This is a genomic window from Acinetobacter sp. AOR18_HL, assembly GCF_027855145.1.
GTDB lineage: Bacteria > Pseudomonadota > Gammaproteobacteria > Pseudomonadales > Moraxellaceae > Acinetobacter > Acinetobacter pittii.
Genome location: NZ_JAKTIG010000061.1, coordinates 117411 through 134046, shown reverse-complemented (window position 1 = coordinate 134046; position 16636 = coordinate 117411). Strand labels below are relative to the sequence as shown.

Sequence of the window (16636 nt, the reverse complement as noted above, 5' to 3'; positions counted from 1 at the left end):
AACGTCGCTTTTTTTTAATAAATAAATTTGGAAATTTTATTCGCTGTTTCAACAACTAGGTTTGCGATATCTTCTTTAAATGTTCTTTCATCGTAAGTGGTAATTGGACAACTTACAGAGATAACAGCGACCATTTTACCATTTGACTGTTTAAAAATAGGCGCCGCGCAGGCTGCCATATCGTGATTGTAATGACCCCAGCTCACCATGGTTTTTTGAGTTTTTACGTATGAAAGCCTTTGCAATAACGCTTTTAAATTGGTTGGCGTCAGTTCAGAGAAACTGTCCCAATCGCTAAAATTGCGGTAACGCTGACGTACTTCAGTTTCAGGTAAATCAGATAAAAGCATTTGACCAATCACGGTTGCATGGGCAGGCCAGCGAGTTCCTAAACTAATGTTGCTCGTGAAGGTTCCCATCGACTGGATATTATTTACAAAGACAATATGAGTGCCTTCTAAAATAGAAAGATGTACCGCGAGTTTGGTCTGGTCACGTAGTTCTTTCATTAAAGGTGTCGATAAATCAAGTAATGAAAGTTTAGATAAACTGTTAAAACCAAGTTCCATGACTTTGGAATCGAGAGCATAAGTTTTTTGAGATGCTTTTCTTAAATAACCGCAAGATTCGAGTGTATAAATCAAACGAAATGCACTAGAACGGTTCACTTCTAAAATTTCAGCAATTTCTGTAATGGTCATTTCTTGCGCTTGTTGATTAAATGCTTGCAAGATAGCTAAACCCCGTACAAGTCCGGGAACTAAATATCGGTCATCATTTTTTGTTGTTTCCGATTCGTGCGAATCTTCTTCAATTGCTATGCTCATTCGTGTCATTTTCCTATAAATAAAACATGATTCAATTTGGGGCATGCTGCTTTATTTTATAACTATTGTAATTGTTAAAAATGCATAAAACAATTTTTATATTTAAAACTTTGTTTCCTTCTTGAAACGTAACAAAATATTTAAAAATTAGTAAACTAATGAATTTTATAATTATTTTTACTTTGACAAAAAATGATCAAGGGGATTATGCTTAGCTTGTGTTTTGAAAATCAAATTATGTTTTGTATATAAAACAAAATGAGGACGCAAGGTATGAGTTGGATCTCAGTTTGTCAGCAGGGTGACGTTAGCGAAGATGAGCCGAAAGCCATCGAAATTGAAGGGAAAAAAATAGGCGTATTTTTCGTCGATGAAAATTACTTTGCTATCGAAAATGTTTGCCCTCATGCGTATGCCTTATTAACCGAAGGATTTATCGAAGATCAGACTGTTGAATGTCCATTGCACGAAGCAATTTTTGACATTCAAACAGGTGAGCTAAAAAGTGGGCCAGGGTGTAGAAACCTATGTACGTACCCAGTTCGTGTTGAAGGACAGGATATTCAAATTCAACTCTAGTCCTCACATGTACAAGGAAGCAGAACAATGAAGACATTTAATGAAAAGTTGGCAAGCTGGATTCATGCAACGCCGGCAACCGAAGCAGGTATCAACAATATTCAAATTCCAGGTCAATCTGAATTGTTGGTTTGGCAGACACGTTATAAAGAGCCAACTCTCTATGAACAGGATTTTGTAAAAAACTTGATTCAGGCATTTTCTGCGGGCGCAACAGAGTTAGATGACGTTGTTTCTGCACTTAATCAACAGGGTTTCCGCTGTGAATCTGGTGATGAATGGACTTCTGCAAGCTTTACAGAAGAAATGCAACGTTTAGGTTATTGATTCAGGGAAGAATAAAATGAACGCAATCGTATCAACTTCACAAAGCGCTGAAGAATATTTAGAACTTGGTTTACGTGACCAATGGCATCCGGTTTTGGCAAGTTGGGAAGTCGCTGCTAATCCAGTCGGTATTACCCGTTTAGGCGAAAATATCGTGGTTTGGCGTGATGCCGAAGGTCAGGTTCATGCACTTGAAGATCGCTGTCCACACCGCGGTGCTCGTCTTTCCCTAGGTTGGAACTTGGGTGACCGAGTTGCTTGCTGGTATCACGGTGTTGAAGTTCGTGCTGATGGTGTAGTTGCTGATGTGCCAGCGGTTCATGAATGTCCAATGACCGGCACTAAATGTTTAAAGAACTATCCTGTCATTGAGCAACATGGCGCAATCTTTATCTGGTTTGGTATTGATGCAAATGAACAACCAGCACCGCTTGAGTTCCCAGAGCAACTTGCAAGTGAAGAGTGGAGTGCGTTCCTTTGCCAAGCAGACTGGAAAGTAAACCATCAATACGCGATTGATAATGTGATGGACCCAATGCACGGGACCTATTTACATGCGACATCGCACTCGATGGCAGATGGTGAACGTACTGCAGAGATGAAGCACCGCACGACCGATAATGGCTTTGTTTTTGAAAAAGAAGGTCAAACAGGTGTGAACTTTGACTGGGTTGAATATGGTTCAACAGGTGCAAGCTGGTTACGTCTTTCAATTCCATACCGTAAACAATTTGGCCCAGGTGGTGAATTCTGGATTGTGGGTTATGCAACGCCAATTGATGCCAACAATACTCGCGTATTTTTCTGGCGCTGCCGTAAGGTGAGTGGTTGGCAACGTAATGTATGGCGTTTCTTATATCGCAATCACTTAGAACAATTGCATTGGGATGTATTGGAACAAGACCGAATTATTTTAGAAAATCTTGCGCCAAATGCGCGTGAAAAAGAGTTTCTCTATCAACACGATGTTGGTCTTGCACGTTTACGCCGTTTAATGAAAAAAGAAGCTGAGAAGCAATTAAAGAAAATTGCTGCACTAAATGCATCAAACCGTATCGAGATGCAGGAAGAAGCTCATGGCTAATGTAGCGTTGTTGCAAGGCAAAAAAGTTTTAGTGACTGGTGCTGCGCGTGGTTTAGGTAGAGATTTCGCTCAAGCGATTGCCGAGGCAGGTGCTGAAGTTGTGATGGCAGATATTTTGTCTGACTTGGTGCAACAAGAAGCACAGGCGTTACAGCAACAAGGGCTAAACGTTCATGCTGTCACCGTTGACCTTGCCAATGCAGACTCTATTGAAAATGCGGTTGCAAAAAGTGTGGAAGTATTACAAGGACTAGATGGCCTTGTGAACTGTGCGGCACTGGCAACCAATGTCGGTGGAAAAAATATGATTGATTATGATCCTGAACTTTGGGATCGGGTCATGAATATTAATGTGAAAGGCACATGGCTCATCAGTAAGACATGCGTTCCCCATTTAAAGCAATCGGCTGCAGGCAAGATCATTAATGTTGCTTCCGATACAGCACTTTGGGGCGCACCGAACCTGATGGCTTATGTTGCTAGTAAAGGTGCAATTGTTGCCATGACGCGTTCAATGGCAAGAGAGTTGGGACAATCTAATATCTGTGTCAACACATTGTCATCGGGCCTTACTCTGGTTGAAGCAACCGAGTATGTGCCTCAAGAACGTCACGATTTATATGTCAACGGAAGAGCGATTCAACGTCAGCAACTTCCACAAGATTTAAATGGAACAGCATTGTATCTACTGTCGGATTTGTCCTCTTTTGTGACAGGTCAAAATATTCCGGTCAATGGCGGTTTTGTCTTTAACTAAGGAGTAGTCAAATGATTACAGGGATCGAGATTTTAAAGTTTGGAGTTGAAGATAGAGCCGCTTCAAACAAGTTTTTGGCAGATTTTGGTTTAAGCAAAAGTACTTCGGATATTGAAGGCACTGATCTTTACCAAACCCAAAATGGTAGCAAGATTTATCTATTTAATTGTGATGATGAGCGTTTGCCGACTGCTATTGAACAAGGTTCAACTTTACGTGAAGTGACTTGGGGCGTTGATAGTGCTCAAGACCTTGATGACTTGGCAGCTCGTTTGGCCGATGTAGAAGGTTTTAAACGTACTGAAAATACAGTTGAGTGTATTGACCCAAATGGCATGACCATTCGTTTTGAACAAAGTTTTGTTAAAGAAGTACCTGAACTTAAAACGGAAGGTATTAACCAATACGGCAACATTCAACGTGTGAATGCAGCAAGTCCTGTCTATGAAAAAGGTCAACCTGTTGCGATTGGACATGTGGTGTTCTTCACACCGGATTTGGCAACAACTGAAAACTTCTATATTGAAAAAGTAGGTTTCCATTTATCTGATGCTTACAAAAATCGCGGTGCATTCTTACGTTGCCGCGGTGAAGGTTATCACCATGATTTATTCTTGCTCAGTGTTCCAAATAAACCTGCTGGCTTAAATCACGTTGCGTTTGTAGTACGTGATATCCATGAGGTGATTGGGGGCGGTTTAAATATGAATCGTTCGGAGTGGTCAACCTTTATTGGACCAGGACGTCATCCAATTTCTTCTGCTTATTTCTGGTACGTCAACTCACCATTAGGTGGTGCATTTGAATACTACACCAACGATGATTATTTGACAGAAGAATGGCAACCACGTGTAGAAGAACATCGTCTAGAGCTTTTCACTGAATGGGCGATTGAGGGTGGTCTTGATGACACAACCCGCCGTCAGGTGAAGCCTGTTTAACAGGTATTGCTTTACAAGGAAGATGGCTATGGAAAAGATCGTAATTGTAGGTGCCGGACAGGCAGCGGGTTGGGCAGTAAGTACCTTGCGTCAAAATGGGTATGTGGGTGAAATTCACGTGGTTTCAAATGAAGATCAAGTGTTTTATGAACGTCCGCCATTGTCTAAGCAAGTACTTTCAAAAGAAGCAACGTATGAAAGTTTGAATCTGTTCTCTCCTGAACAGGTTCAAGAGTTCAACGTTCAATGGCATAAACCGGAAATTGCGACAAAAGTCGATCGTGAGCAAAAACAGGTTCATTTAGAAAGTGGTCAGGTTTTGCCGTATGACAAATTGCTGATTGCAACTGGAAGCCGTGCGCGTGTACCCGTCAATACATGGCAGTTCATTCCAAATGTTGTGACTTTACGCAATGTGCATGACTGTGAACGTTTGGCTGAAATTTTAAAGAATGCAAAAAATGTCGCTGTGATTGGCGGTGGCTGGATTGGTTTAGAAATTGCTGCAACTGCACGTAAGCAAGGTAAAGATGTTCATATATTTGAATATGGCGATCGTTTATGTGCAAGAAGCGTGAGTCCGGAAGTTTCTGCATTTTTAAAAAATATGCATGAAACTCAAGGTACAAAAATTCATTTAGACAGCAAGAGTCTTCATTTAGTTGAAGCGCCAAATCAAAAAGTTGAAGTGGTGAATCACCCACAAAATAGCCAGTTATTTGACTGTGTCGTAGTAGGTGCAGGCGCTGAGATTGCCAAAGAGTTAGGTGTACATGCTGGTCTCGATGTGAAAGATGGCATTGTAGTGAATTGTTTTGGGCAAACTTCAGATCAAAACATTTATGCCGCAGGTGATGTTGCGATTCATCCGGGCTTGGGTTATTGCATTCAGTCATGGGCAAATGCACAAAATCAGGCGATTGCAGCTGCGAAGTCAATGCTCGGCATTGAAACCGAATATAGCGATATTCCATGGCTTTGGTCAGATCAATATCACTTTAATATCCAGATTTTAGGTACGTATCAACCTGAAAAAACTAAGGAAGTAGTCATTCGCCAAGGTGGGGAAGATCAGGTGAGCTATTTATATCTGGACCATGAAAATCGTTTGCTCAATATGATTGCCATTAATGATTCTAAACTGATCAAACTGGCAAAACGTTGGATGCAAGCCAACACCGTTTTAGATCCAAAACTATTAGCAGATGCTGAATTTAATGTCATGAAGTTAAAACCGTAAACATTAAATCTGGTTCTCATTACCAAATCGAAGGAATGACACATGAGTAATGAAGAAAAAAGTGGATTGAAGCATTGGGTACCTGCTTTTGTCCTTATGGTGTGTGTGGTACTGGCGTTTTTCGACAAGATTAGTATTGCGGTTTTATTTTCAGATCCTCATTTTCAAAGTGCAATGGGAATTGCTGAAGATAAGGCCAAGCTCGGATGGCTCATGACAAGTTTCTTACTTGCTTATGGTTTTTCATCAGTCTTTCTAAGCTTTTTGGGTGACATCTTTAACCCAAAGAAAATGCTGTTCTGGAGCGTAACGTCGTGGGGCGTACTCATGTTCTGTATGGGGTTCACCACCAGTTATTCAGGCATGTTGGTTTTACGTGTACTGCTTGGTTTAGCAGAAGGCCCGTTATTTGCCTTGGCATACACCATTGTTAAGCAGACTTATACGGACCGTCAGCAGGCACGTGCTTCTACCATGTTCTTACTTGGAACACCGATTGGTGCATTCCTTGGGTTCCCGATCACTGCAAATGTTTTAGCTCACCACGACTGGCATACCACTTTTTTTGTGATGGCTGCGCTAACCCTGATTGCGATTTTTAGCATTGTTTTTGGTCTGCGTAACTTGCAGCTCAAGAAAACTGTCGAAATTGAGGGCGAGAGTAAACGCACTAATTTCAAAGGTCACATTGCCAATACTAAATTGCTGCTCAGCAACAGCGCATTCTGGTTGGTTTGTCTCTTTAACATTGCGTTGATGACGTATTTGTGGGGCTTAAACAGCTGGGTTCCTTCTTACCTAATGCAAGACAAAGGATTCAATCTCAAAGAGTTTGGGATGTATTCAAGCTTTCCATTCATTGCCATGTTAATTGGCGAAATTATCGGTGCGTTTTTATCTGACAAGTTAGGCCGCCGCGCAATTCAAGTATTTAGCGGTTTATTACTCGCGGGCATCTTCATGTATGTGATGGTCATTATGACTGAGCCATTATTGATTATTGCTGCCATGTCTTTAAGTGCTATGGCATGGGGTTTTGGAGTAGCAGCTGTATTTGCTCTGCTTGCAAGAGTCACGACCTCAAATGTAGGGGCGACTGCGGGTGGAATATTTAACGGTTTAGGTAATTTTGCAAGTGCAATTGCGCCTGTTCTTATCGGTTACATCGTGATGCAAACACACAGTTTTAATTTAGGAATTACCTTCTTGGCTGCTGTCGCTGTCATTGGGTCGTTGTTCTTGGTTCCTCTTTTAAAACGTTATTAATTCACTGTATAGGAGTTTAAAAAATGACTACACAACAATTCGAATCGTGGGCACAACCAGAGGGTGCTTCTTTAGAAGATTGGTTAAACACACGTATTGCTCGCTTTGAGACACGTAAATACGATTTCGATGCTTTGAAGTTCCAAGCAGATTACGACCCGAAATATCGCCGTGCACAAATGCGTTACATGGGTACGGGTGCAACAGGTGTTGCAAATGACGGTAACACCGTTCCAGCAGAAAACTTCACGTTTTCAACCATGGTTCTACCACCACAGTGTGAAGGTCCTTTGCACATTCACCACGATGTTGAAGAAGTTTTCTTTATGCTTCGCGGCGAAATTGATTTGTTCATTGAGCACAACGGCGAAAAATTTGAAACCCGTTTAAAAGAGCGTGATCTGATTTCAATTCCACCGGGAATTTACCGTGGTCTGTTTAACCCAGGTCAAGAAGATGCCTTGATGTGTGTGATGTTAGGAACAGGTAAACCAACCATTCCGAACTATCCACCAGAGCATCCATTGTCTCAAATCAAACGTTAATTGTTTGATGAAGTGAATGAAGGAAAGAATTGAAAATGATGACACTCATTGAAAAGTTAGCAGAATTTCCGGTGAAAACCGTTACTGTTCAAGGCCAACAGCAAGCCTATCGGGAAGCCGGTCAGGGTGAGTACCTTGTGCTGTTGCATGGCATTAGTTCAGGTTCTGCTTCATGGGTAAACCAACTTGAAGTGCTGTCTCATCATTTTCATGTCATTGCCTGGGACGCACCGGGCTATGGCAAATCAGATGAACTTTTAACTGATCAGCCCAATGCTACTGACTACGCAAAGCGTTTGGCAGCATTGTTAGATGTTTTAAAAATTGAAAAAGCAATTGTGGTCGGACACTCATTAGGTGCCTTACAGGCCAGTGCATTTGCTGCACTTTACCCAGAGCGAGTGGAACATTTAGTTGTTGCTAACTTGGCACAAGGCTATCAACGCCACGATGAACAAACACAAATTCAGGTTTTTGAAAAAAGACCAAAAATGTTGAAAGAACTCGGTGCTAAAGGAATGGCTGAAAGCCGTGGACCTCATTTGATTTATAAACAAGAGCCACAAGCCTTAGCTTTAGTTTCAGAGGTGATGCAGCAGTTGACTCTAAAAGGTTTCACCCATGCATCGTACTTACTGGCATATGACGAAATACGTAATTACTTAACCCATTTAAAAGTCCCATGCACAGTCATTGCAGGGCAGCAAGATCAAATCACTCCTGCGTTAGGTATACAAGAGCTTGCTCAGGAATTGCAGTTGGAACAGCGCTTCGTCATAGAAGATGCAGGACATTTAAGTTATGTCGACCAACCGCAAGCATTTAACCAAATTATGTTGACGATTCAGGAACAATCGTAAGAGAGATTAAGGATTATGAGCTTCCAAGTTGAAGGAAAAGTTGCAGTTGTTACCGGTGGCTCATCTGGGATTGGGCTGGCTGCTGTTGAAATACTGGTTGCAGAGGGTGCAAAAGTTGCTTGGTGTGGTCGCGATGAAGAACGTTTAAATGCTTCAAAGCACTATATTTTAGAAAAATATCCGCATGCCAATATTTTTACTAAAGCATGCAATGTATTGAAAAAAGAAGAAGTTCAGCAATTTGCCAAAGACGTCAAACTCAATTTGGGCAATGTGGACATGCTCATTAACAATGCTGGGCAAGGTCGTGTTTCAAATTTTGAAAACACACAAGATGAAGACTGGATGAAAGAAATTGAGCTGAAATATTTCAGTGTTTTACATCCGGTACGGGCTTTTCTCGACGACTTAAAACAATCGGCAAATGCCTCTATTACCAATGTGAACTCGTTACTGGCATTGCAACCTGAACCGCACATGATTGCAACTTCATCTGCACGTGCTGCGCTGTTGAATTTAACCCATTCGTTGGCACATGAGTTTACTCAATATGGCGTTCGCGTGAACTCGATTTTACTCGGAATGGTCGAATCTGCACAGTGGAAACGCCGTTATGAAACCCGTTCAGATTTAAATCTGTCATGGGAAGAATGGACCGGCAATATCGCAAAAAACCGCGGTATTCCAATGCAGCGTTTAGGCCGTCCAGAAGAGCCTGCACGTGCTTTAGTTTTCTTGGCATCACCATTGGCATCTTACACCACAGGTTCGGCAATAGATGTCTCGGGTGGTTTTAACAAACATTTATAAATATCAGGTGCTGTCATGAAAAAGTTGATGATGATTGGTTTCGGCGCAATGGCAGCAGAAGTGTATGCCCATTTGCCCCAAGATCTGCAACTCAAATGGATTGTTGTGCCATCTCGCAGTATTGAAAAAGTGCAATCACAAGTTTCTTCAGAGATTCAGGTGATTTCAGATATTGAGCAATGTGATGGTACGCCAGACTATGTCATTGAAGTGGCAGGTCAAGCAGCAGTGAAAGAGCATGCTCAAAAAGTTTTGGCGAAAGGCTGGACTATAGGTCTGATCTCGGTGGGTACTTTGGCTGATAGTGAGTTTCTGATTCAGCTTAAACAAACTGCCGAAAAAAATGATGCACATCTGCATTTACTTGCAGGGGCAATTGCAGGCATTGATGGTATTTCTGCGGCCAAAGAAGGTGGTTTGCAAAAAGTCACTTACAAAGGCTGCAAAAGTCCAAAAAGCTGGAAGGGCAGTTATGCAGAGCAATTGGTCGATCTAGACCATGTTGTTGAAGCTACAGTCTTTTTTACAGGAACTGCCCGTGAAGCTGCGACCAAATTTCCAGCGAATGCCAACGTTGCAGCAACCATTGCACTTGCAGGGCTTGGAATGGATGAAACCATGGTTGAGTTAACTGTTGATCCAACCATCAACAAAAACAAACACACCATTGTGGCAGAAGGTGGTTTTGGGCAAATGACCATTGAACTGGTTGGCGTGCCGTTACCAAGTAACCCAAAAACATCAACTTTGGCTGCGCTTAGCGTGATTCGTGCTTGTCGCAACAGTGTAGAAGCAATACAGATTTAAGAAGGATTTGATCATGGCAAAGGAAATTTATATTGCAGGTGAATGGCGATTAGGCCGTGGTGCAGTCATTCAAAGCCTGTTTCCGGCAGATCAGTCGGTAAACGCTGAGCTTTCAACAGCAACGCTTGAAGATGTAAATGAAGCAATTGAAAAAGCGGATCAGGCTTGGCGTCAACCGAGCTGGAGAAACAGTTTGCCGCATGAGCGCGCACGTATTCTCTACAAAGTTGCAGACATTATTGAAGCGCGTGTAGATGAGTTAGCAAAATTACAAACACGTGATAATGGTAAGCCTTTAACCGAAACTCGTGGCTTGGTGATGAGCGCGGCGGCAACTGCACGTTATGTTGCTGCGGCATGTGAAACATTGAACGATGAGCTCACCACTCAACGTGCTCCAGACTTTATGACCATGAGCTTGCATGAACCTGTGGGCGTTGTAGCAGCCATTACCCCTTGGAACTCTCCAATTGCAAGTGAAGTTCAAAAGCTTGCTCCAGCTTTGGCAGCAGGAAATGCCGTGGTGTTAAAACCAGCTGAAGCGACTTCACTGATTGCTTTAGAGCTTGCCAAAATTTTTGAAGAAGCAGGTTTACCAAAAGGCTTACTCAGCGTGCTAGTTGGGCGCGGTTCTGTGATTGGTGATGCAATTGCTCAGCACCCATTGGTTCGTAAAATTTCTTTTACAGGTGGAACAACCACGGGGCGTCATTTGGCACACATTGCCGCTGACAAACTGATTACTACTTCGCTTGAGTTAGGTGGTAAGTCACCAACCATCGTTCTGCCGGATGCAGATGTCGAACTGGCAGCTAAAGGTGTGGCGTACGGAATTTTTAGCTCGGCAGGCCAAGCGTGTATCGCAGGTTCTCGCTTGTTTATTCATAGTAGTCTTTACGATCAGTTTTTAACGCGTTTGGTTGAAATTACCAAAGGCTTACGTGTGGGCCATCCAGAACAAGCTGGTGTGCATTTAGGTCCACTGGTCAATGACAAACATTTGCAGTCAGTTGACCGTTATGTGCAGCTTGCTAAAAGCGAAGGTGGTCAGGTTCTAATTGGTGGTGAAGCGCTTACGGCTGGTGACTATGCCAAAGGAAGCTATTACTTACCCACCATTATCACGGGCTTAAATAACAGTGCTCAAACCTGTCAGGAAGAAATTTTTGGCCCTGTTTTAGTCGTTATGAAATATGACAACGAGCAAGATTTAATTGCCCAAGCCAATGACAGTTGTTTTGGCCTTGCTGCAGGTATCTGGACTGAAAGCTATCGCAAAGCTTGGCGTATTGCACGTGCCTTAGAAGTGGGAACGGTATGGATTAATACCTACAAAAAATTCTCGATTAGTGCGCCGTTTGGTGGCTTTAAAGACAGTGGAATCGGACGCGAAAAAGGCCGTTTGGGCATTTTATCGTACATGCAACAAAAGAGTATTTATATGGGGCTGAATGAACAGCCTAACCCTTGGTGCGATTAATAAATTCAAGGACTGAAAACAAATTTTGAGGAATAGACATGACTGAACGTGTAAATGTAGGCGAAGCAATCGCAAGAGTTTTAGAAGCGCACCAAGTTGATAGTATTTATGGTGTTATTTCCATCCACAATTTACCTATTGCCGATGCGGTAGGGCGCCGTGAAAAAATGCGCTTTGTCGCAGCCCGTGGTGAAGCGGGTGCGGTCACCATGGCAGATGCACACTCACGCTTTAAAGGCCTAGGGGTAGCGTTAACAAGTACGGGTGCTGGTGCAGGTAATGCAGTGGGTTCACTGATTGAAGCAATGAATGCGGGTAGCCCTGTATTGCATTTAACAGGTCAAGTTGAGCGTGAATATCTCGACCGTGATGCAAGTTTCATCCATGAAACTAAAGACCAACTTACATTCTTGCGCGCATCAAGCAAAGCGGCGTTCCGTATTACCAGCCCAGACAATGCTGTTGGTGTGATTCGTGAAGCCATCCGTGTAGCAACCACAGTTCCAATGGGTCCGGTTAGTGTTGAGCTGCCGATTGATGTGCAGGCAGCAGAAATTGATTTGCCACTTAACTTAGGGCCAGTCAAAGCACTTGAGTTACCACAGGCAGAGCAAGCAGAAATTGATCTTCTTGTAAGCGAAATCAAAAAAGCAAAACGTCCGATTTTCTGGATTGGCGGTGGAACTTTAAATAGCGTTGCCGAAGTTAAAGCAATTGCAGATTTAGGTATTCCGGTTGTTTCATCTACACATGGCCGTGGGGTGTTGGCAGATGATCATCCACGTAGTTTGGGTGCTTTCCATAACTCAGCAGGTGTTGAGCAGTTATTAAAAGATGCTGACTTAATGGTTGTGGTGGGTTCTCGTTTACGTAGTAATGAAACTAAAACTTATTCGGTTGAATTCCCTGAAAACATTATTCAGGTGGATGCCAACCCAGTGGCTCAGCAACGTAATTACAAAATCCGCAACTTCATTTGTGGCGATGCCAAAGATGTCTTAACACGTGTGTTAGAGCAGCTTCAAGGAACTTCAAAAGTTGATGCCGATTACGATGCTGCTGTAGTGGCTGCTAAACAGGCTGCAATTGATGCACTGCGTAAACAAATCGATCAGTACGCATTAATTTGTGATCACTTGCGCGCAGCTTTACCTCAAGACGGCATTTTTGTACGTGACATCACCATGTCGGGTAGTACATGGGGCAGTCGTTTATTCCCTGTACAAGCACCAAACCAAAACATCCACTCACTCGCGGGTGCAATTGGTTTAGGCCTTGCAACAGCAATCGGTGCTTCAGTTGCTAACCCTGATAAAAAAGTAATTGGTTTAGTCGGCGATGGCGGCTTAATGTTGGGTATTGGTGAAATTGCAACTATGGTGCAAGAAAACACCAACATGGTCTTAATGATTATGAATGATGGTGGTTATGGCGTAATGCGTGGCATTCAAAATAACTACTTTGGTGGTCGTCAGTATTTCAATGAATTGCATACACCTGATTACAAACTTCTTGGCGAATCAATGGGTGTGAAGAGCTGGAAAGTGGGTAGTGCAGATGAGTTTAAAACGGTTATTCAAGAGGCTGTCGCTTTTGAAGGACCAACTGTGATCGAGCTCGATATGAATTCGATTGGACCATTAAACTTCGCGGGTCCACCGCAAAAGAAACTGTATTAACCAGTTTGGATGGTTTAGTACATATGCGATGGGAGCTGCTAAGCCATCCTTTTTTAGATAAATTTTTTTGTCTAAAAAACAATAAAAACGAAGTTTTACAGGTAAAACAAATAAAGTTCCAGCAGGACGCTGGAACTCAATCAAGGATGTAGAGATGAAAAAGACTTCATTGATCATGGCATTCATTGCACCGCTTACGCTGGGGGTAAGCGTCAATGCATTTGCAAAAGACTCATTGCTTGAATGGAAAAGTGATGACGGCACCGACTCATTAAAGTTAGGTGGGGTGGTTCGGTTAAATCAACGCTATGAAGATTGGGAAGGGCCAAACCGTGGTTTTGGTAAGCTCCATTTTGATATTTTCAGGGTTGATCTCAAAGGTAAATTTGATGATGCCTATATCAATGCCAGCTATATGTTTCAAGACCAACAGAAAACGTCCATTGAAAAAGCATATGTTGGCTATAACTTAGATGCCAATAACAGCATTGAAGCAGGTTTGGTTTATAAGCCTTTTACGATTTATCCTTACCCGCAAAATGGCTGGACCTATCACATTCCATTCTTTTTAGGTTATGGCAATAACATTGCACCGGGGATCAACTGGAATTATCACAACAAAGATTGGGATGTAAAACTCGGTTATTATCCTCAAATGTTAGAGACGAACCTGCGTTATTCCCCTGAAAGTGCAACTTATGATGACTTGGCAGGAAATGCATTTCCATCTCAAAAAGCCTATCAAAATGAAAAGCGCAATCAGGTGAATACCCGTATTGTTCGCAAGTTAGAAACTGATTTCGGTAAGCAAGAGTTCGGTGTATCGGGTGCAATCGCCCAGCTACATAATGATATTACCGATAAAGACGGCAAATATTATGCAGTCGGTTTGCATACTGAAAACAACTACAAACGCTTTAATTTACAAAGCTCGGTCATCCACTATCAATACGATGCTAAAAATCCGGATGGTGTAAATAGTGATATGACTTTGATGGGAGCGAATGGCCTTACGCCTGCTTATTTCATTGCTTCGGAAGGTACGATAGCCAGTTTAAACCTTGCCTATACGTTGCCTGTGACCAATATGGGCAAGCTAAAAGCCATTAAGTTTTATAATGACTATAGTTATCTCGATAAAAAACGTGATGATTGGTCAGATTCGCAAATGAATACTACAGGGATGATGTTTATTGCTTCACCATTTATGGTTTGGGCAGATTATACGTGGGGTAAAAACTCCAACATCATTGGTGGCTCGACCAATTCAACAGGATATACCTCTACTACCTCGCCAAACAGCGACAAATGGTTATACCGTATTAACTTTAATATCGGGTTTACTTTCTAAAGTAAGCAGCAATAAAAAACCACGCAATTGGCGTGGTTTTTTATTTAATAAGTGAAAATTTTTAATACCTGTTTTTTTCGAACTTATTCCAAAACACAAAGGCAGTCACAAAGGCCAAAATGGTTAGTGCGAAAATATAATACATCGCACCAATATCACTATATTGACTGAGCCAATGCACTAAAGGCAGGGTCATACCACCAACAATTGCATACGATAAATTATAAGAAAATGAAATGCCCGAGAAACGCACAGGCGCGGGGAACATTTTGACCATACTGCTCGACACCATGCCGACAGTACCAGAGCATAGACCCAACAGCATATATAAACCAAAAATGGTTGAGTGTGCCGCGTGCCCCAAACTGTTATAAAAAACTGCTGCTGTAAGTGCCACAGCAAGCGCACCGACCATCATGACTTTGCCACAGCCAAAACGGTCAGCAAAATAGCCTGCCAAAATACAGCCAAGCATTTGCATAACAATCGCAGCACTTTGCATTTCAAAGGTTTGAGTACGCTCAAAACCAAACGTACCAGTTAATAAATTTGGCATGGCTAAAATCACCACCACCACACAACCTGTTAAAAACCATGTAAATAACATGCCAATCGCAACGGCTGTTTTATGCGTTTTTAAGACTTGTTTTACAGGCATTTCTTTTGAAATTTCTTTACGAGCCTGCATGGCTTTAAATACAGGCGTTTCTTTTAAATACGTTCTTAAATAAAGTGCAACCAGACCAAAAATACCACCTGCAATGAAAGGAATACGCCATGCCCAGTCATGGATTTGTCCTTCACTAAAATTCAGTGAAATCCATAAAGACATCAATGCACCCAATAAAATTCCTAAAGACAGCCCAGCGGTGAGTAAACCATTTGCCAGTCCGATTTTTCTTTCAGGTACATGTTCAGACACAAATGTCCATGCGGCTGGAATTTCACCCCCAATCGCAATACCTTGCACCACACGCATAAGCAATAAAAGTAGGGGTGCCAAATATCCGATATTTTCAAAGGTAGGCAATATCCCGATAAACAGGGTAGGCAGCGCCATCAGTAAAATAGAAAGTGAAAATAATTTTTTACGCCCGACCAAATCACCAAAATGGGCCATGACAACCCCACCTAAGGGCCTAAAAAAGTAACCTGCTGCAAAAATGCCGTAAGTGTTGAGCATGGCCCAAAACGGACTAAGTGTGCTGGGGAAAAAGAGGTCGGAAATGATTTTGGCGTAAAACACATAAATCACAAAATCATAAAACTCTAAAGCTCCACCCAATGAAGAAAGGGCGAGGGTTCGTTTATCTTCTTTATTAAGATAGTTCGCATCCTGCAAAGTTAATTCCTGATCCATTTTTTACTTAATTGTTGTAATTGAAGTTTGGATATTAATGGAAAAGTGAAGTAAAAGTAAATGGAGGAAATTTGTTCTATAGGGCAATGCCGATTGGACTTGCTCAGATCAAAAAGCTTTCAAACAAAAAACGCTTTAGATAAAACAAAAACAGATGTAGGAATGGCTTTTCTTTTGGCTTGTTCAGCGACACAATAAAACTTGTTATAGCCAGTTTAATGAGAGAGTCAAAGGATGAGTGTAGTTTTACCTGTCGCGAAGCGTGGTGAAGATATTTTAAAACTAATTGCGGCTCCCGTCTCGGCAAATGAGTTAAACAGTAATTGGCTTTATCAGCTTGCTGACGCTATGCATGCGACAATGCTCGAACGTAATGGGGTAGGGATTGCTGCACCGCAAGTTTATATCTCTAAACGCGTCATTATTGTGGCATCTCGACCAAACCTGCGTTATCCAGATGCACCTGAAATGGAAGCAGTGGTCATGGTGAATCCTGAGATTTTAGAGTTCTCAGACGAAGTTTGTTTAGGTGAAGAAGGCTGCTTAAGTGTGCCTGACGAACGTGGACAAGTGGAACGTGCCGAAATGGTTAAGGTGAAATACTTAACACTTCAGGGCGAGACGGTGGAAACAATTTTTCATGGTTTTCCTGCTCGTATCGTTCAACATGAGGTCGATCATTTAAATGGGATATTGTTTGTAGAAAGAATAAGCTAATCTTCA

General features: G+C 42.1%; 17 protein-coding genes. 15 read left to right on the top strand and 2 right to left on the bottom strand.

Features of this window, described 5'->3' with window-relative positions; genetic code table 11:
- Positions 1–14 precede the first annotated feature (14 nt).
- Positions 15–827 (bottom strand): IclR family transcriptional regulator, encoded by an 813-nt coding sequence (locus tag MKL51_RS15835; RefSeq protein WP_005803024.1) that lies wholly within the window; start codon positions 825–827, stop codon positions 15–17.
- A gap of 273 nt (positions 828–1100) precedes the next feature.
- Between MKL51_RS15835 and MKL51_RS15830 the strand changes: the two genes are divergently transcribed.
- The 14 genes from MKL51_RS15830 (at position 1101) to MKL51_RS15765 (ending at position 14553) form a co-directional block, all read left to right on the top strand.
- Positions 1101–1406 carry a non-heme iron oxygenase ferredoxin subunit gene (locus tag MKL51_RS15830; protein ID WP_002117586.1) on the top strand — a complete coding sequence of 102 codons (306 nt, stop codon included), beginning with the start codon at positions 1101–1103 and terminating at the stop codon, positions 1404–1406.
- A gap of 27 nt (positions 1407–1433) precedes the next feature.
- Positions 1434–1733, top strand: coding sequence for a recombinase-like helix-turn-helix domain-containing protein (locus MKL51_RS15825; protein ID WP_005070730.1), 300 nt, complete (start codon positions 1434–1436; stop codon positions 1731–1733).
- Positions 1734–1749: 16 nt separating this feature from the next.
- Complete coding sequence (locus tag MKL51_RS15820) at positions 1750–2817, top strand: aromatic ring-hydroxylating oxygenase subunit alpha (protein WP_005070727.1); 1068 nt, start codon at positions 1750–1752, stop codon at positions 2815–2817.
- Positions 2810–3574 carry an SDR family oxidoreductase gene (locus MKL51_RS15815; protein WP_017481352.1) on the top strand — a complete coding sequence of 255 codons (765 nt, stop codon included), beginning with the start codon at positions 2810–2812 and terminating at the stop codon, positions 3572–3574. Before MKL51_RS15820 ends, MKL51_RS15815 begins: the two co-directional genes overlap by 8 nt.
- A gap of 11 nt (positions 3575–3585) precedes the next feature.
- A complete protein-coding gene (locus MKL51_RS15810) occupies positions 3586–4515 on the top strand; it encodes a VOC family protein (RefSeq protein ID WP_005803019.1) in 930 nt (309 codons plus the stop codon).
- A gap of 28 nt (positions 4516–4543) precedes the next feature.
- Positions 4544–5755 carry an NAD(P)/FAD-dependent oxidoreductase gene (locus tag MKL51_RS15805; protein ID WP_005803017.1) on the top strand — a complete coding sequence of 404 codons (1212 nt, stop codon included), beginning with the start codon at positions 4544–4546 and terminating at the stop codon, positions 5753–5755.
- Between the two features lie 42 nt (positions 5756–5797).
- Positions 5798–7021 (top strand): MFS transporter, encoded by a 1224-nt coding sequence (locus tag MKL51_RS15800; RefSeq protein ID WP_005803015.1) that lies wholly within the window; start codon positions 5798–5800, stop codon positions 7019–7021.
- A 23-nt stretch (positions 7022–7044) separates the two neighbouring features.
- Complete coding sequence (locus MKL51_RS15795; RefSeq protein WP_002117566.1) at positions 7045–7566, top strand: cupin domain-containing protein; 522 nt, start codon at positions 7045–7047, stop codon at positions 7564–7566.
- Positions 7567–7601: 35 nt separating this feature from the next.
- Positions 7602–8426, top strand: coding sequence for an alpha/beta fold hydrolase (locus tag MKL51_RS15790; RefSeq protein WP_005803013.1), 825 nt, complete (start codon positions 7602–7604; stop codon positions 8424–8426).
- A 15-nt stretch (positions 8427–8441) separates the two neighbouring features.
- A complete protein-coding gene (locus MKL51_RS15785; protein ID WP_005803011.1) occupies positions 8442–9236 on the top strand; it encodes an SDR family oxidoreductase in 795 nt (264 codons plus the stop codon).
- Positions 9237–9251: 15 nt separating this feature from the next.
- On the top strand, positions 9252–10043 hold the full coding sequence (locus MKL51_RS15780; protein WP_005803009.1) for an aspartate dehydrogenase: 792 nt from the start codon (positions 9252–9254) through the stop codon (positions 10041–10043).
- Positions 10044–10056: 13 nt separating this feature from the next.
- Positions 10057–11523: an aldehyde dehydrogenase gene (locus tag MKL51_RS15775; RefSeq protein WP_107908844.1), complete on the top strand. Its 1467-nt coding sequence runs from the start codon at positions 10057–10059 to the stop codon at positions 11521–11523.
- 38 nt (positions 11524–11561) lie between these two features.
- Positions 11562–13202 (top strand): thiamine pyrophosphate-binding protein, encoded by a 1641-nt coding sequence (locus MKL51_RS15770; RefSeq protein WP_016141928.1) that lies wholly within the window; start codon positions 11562–11564, stop codon positions 13200–13202.
- A 154-nt stretch (positions 13203–13356) separates the two neighbouring features.
- A complete protein-coding gene (locus MKL51_RS15765; RefSeq protein ID WP_005803004.1) occupies positions 13357–14553 on the top strand; it encodes a hypothetical protein in 1197 nt (398 codons plus the stop codon).
- A 61-nt stretch (positions 14554–14614) separates the two neighbouring features.
- On the opposite strand, the gene MKL51_RS15760 is transcribed toward MKL51_RS15765, so the two are convergent.
- Complete coding sequence (locus MKL51_RS15760; RefSeq protein WP_005803000.1) at positions 14615–15913, bottom strand: MFS transporter; 1299 nt, start codon at positions 15911–15913, stop codon at positions 14615–14617.
- Positions 15914–16147: 234 nt separating this feature from the next.
- Between MKL51_RS15760 and def the strand changes: the two genes are divergently transcribed.
- Positions 16148–16630: a peptide deformylase gene (def, locus tag MKL51_RS15755; RefSeq protein ID WP_005802999.1), complete on the top strand. Its 483-nt coding sequence runs from the start codon at positions 16148–16150 to the stop codon at positions 16628–16630.
- Positions 16631–16636: the final 6 nt, after the last annotated feature.

Excerpts from the sequence above, each read along its gene's own strand:
- MKL51_RS15800 (WP_005803015.1), top strand. The coding sequence starts at position 5,798 with ATGAGTAATGAAGAAAAAAGTGGATTGAAGCATTGGGTACCTGCTTTT.
- MKL51_RS15790 (WP_005803013.1), top strand. The coding sequence starts at position 7,602 with ATGATGACACTCATTGAAAAGTTAGCAGAATTTCCGGTGAAAACCGTT.
- MKL51_RS15815 (WP_017481352.1), top strand. The coding sequence starts at position 2,810 with ATGGCTAATGTAGCGTTGTTGCAAGGCAAAAAAGTTTTAGTGACTGGT.
- MKL51_RS15795 (WP_002117566.1), top strand. The coding sequence starts at position 7,045 with ATGACTACACAACAATTCGAATCGTGGGCACAACCAGAGGGTGCTTCT.
- MKL51_RS15780 (WP_005803009.1), top strand. The coding sequence starts at position 9,252 with ATGAAAAAGTTGATGATGATTGGTTTCGGCGCAATGGCAGCAGAAGTG.
- MKL51_RS15835 (WP_005803024.1), bottom strand. The coding sequence starts at position 827 with ATGAGCATAGCAATTGAAGAAGATTCGCACGAATCGGAAACAACAAAA.
- MKL51_RS15820 (WP_005070727.1), top strand. The coding sequence starts at position 1,750 with ATGAACGCAATCGTATCAACTTCACAAAGCGCTGAAGAATATTTAGAA.
- MKL51_RS15770 (WP_016141928.1), top strand. The coding sequence starts at position 11,562 with ATGACTGAACGTGTAAATGTAGGCGAAGCAATCGCAAGAGTTTTAGAA.
- MKL51_RS15760 (WP_005803000.1), bottom strand. The coding sequence starts at position 15,913 with ATGGATCAGGAATTAACTTTGCAGGATGCGAACTATCTTAATAAAGAA.
- MKL51_RS15810 (WP_005803019.1), top strand. The coding sequence starts at position 3,586 with ATGATTACAGGGATCGAGATTTTAAAGTTTGGAGTTGAAGATAGAGCC.
- MKL51_RS15830 (WP_002117586.1), top strand. The coding sequence starts at position 1,101 with ATGAGTTGGATCTCAGTTTGTCAGCAGGGTGACGTTAGCGAAGATGAG.
- MKL51_RS15805 (WP_005803017.1), top strand. The coding sequence starts at position 4,544 with ATGGAAAAGATCGTAATTGTAGGTGCCGGACAGGCAGCGGGTTGGGCA.
- MKL51_RS15785 (WP_005803011.1), top strand. The coding sequence starts at position 8,442 with ATGAGCTTCCAAGTTGAAGGAAAAGTTGCAGTTGTTACCGGTGGCTCA.
- def (WP_005802999.1), top strand. The coding sequence starts at position 16,148 with ATGAGTGTAGTTTTACCTGTCGCGAAGCGTGGTGAAGATATTTTAAAA.
- MKL51_RS15825 (WP_005070730.1), top strand. The coding sequence starts at position 1,434 with ATGAAGACATTTAATGAAAAGTTGGCAAGCTGGATTCATGCAACGCCG.
- MKL51_RS15775 (WP_107908844.1), top strand. The coding sequence starts at position 10,057 with ATGGCAAAGGAAATTTATATTGCAGGTGAATGGCGATTAGGCCGTGGT.
- MKL51_RS15765 (WP_005803004.1), top strand. The coding sequence starts at position 13,357 with ATGAAAAAGACTTCATTGATCATGGCATTCATTGCACCGCTTACGCTG.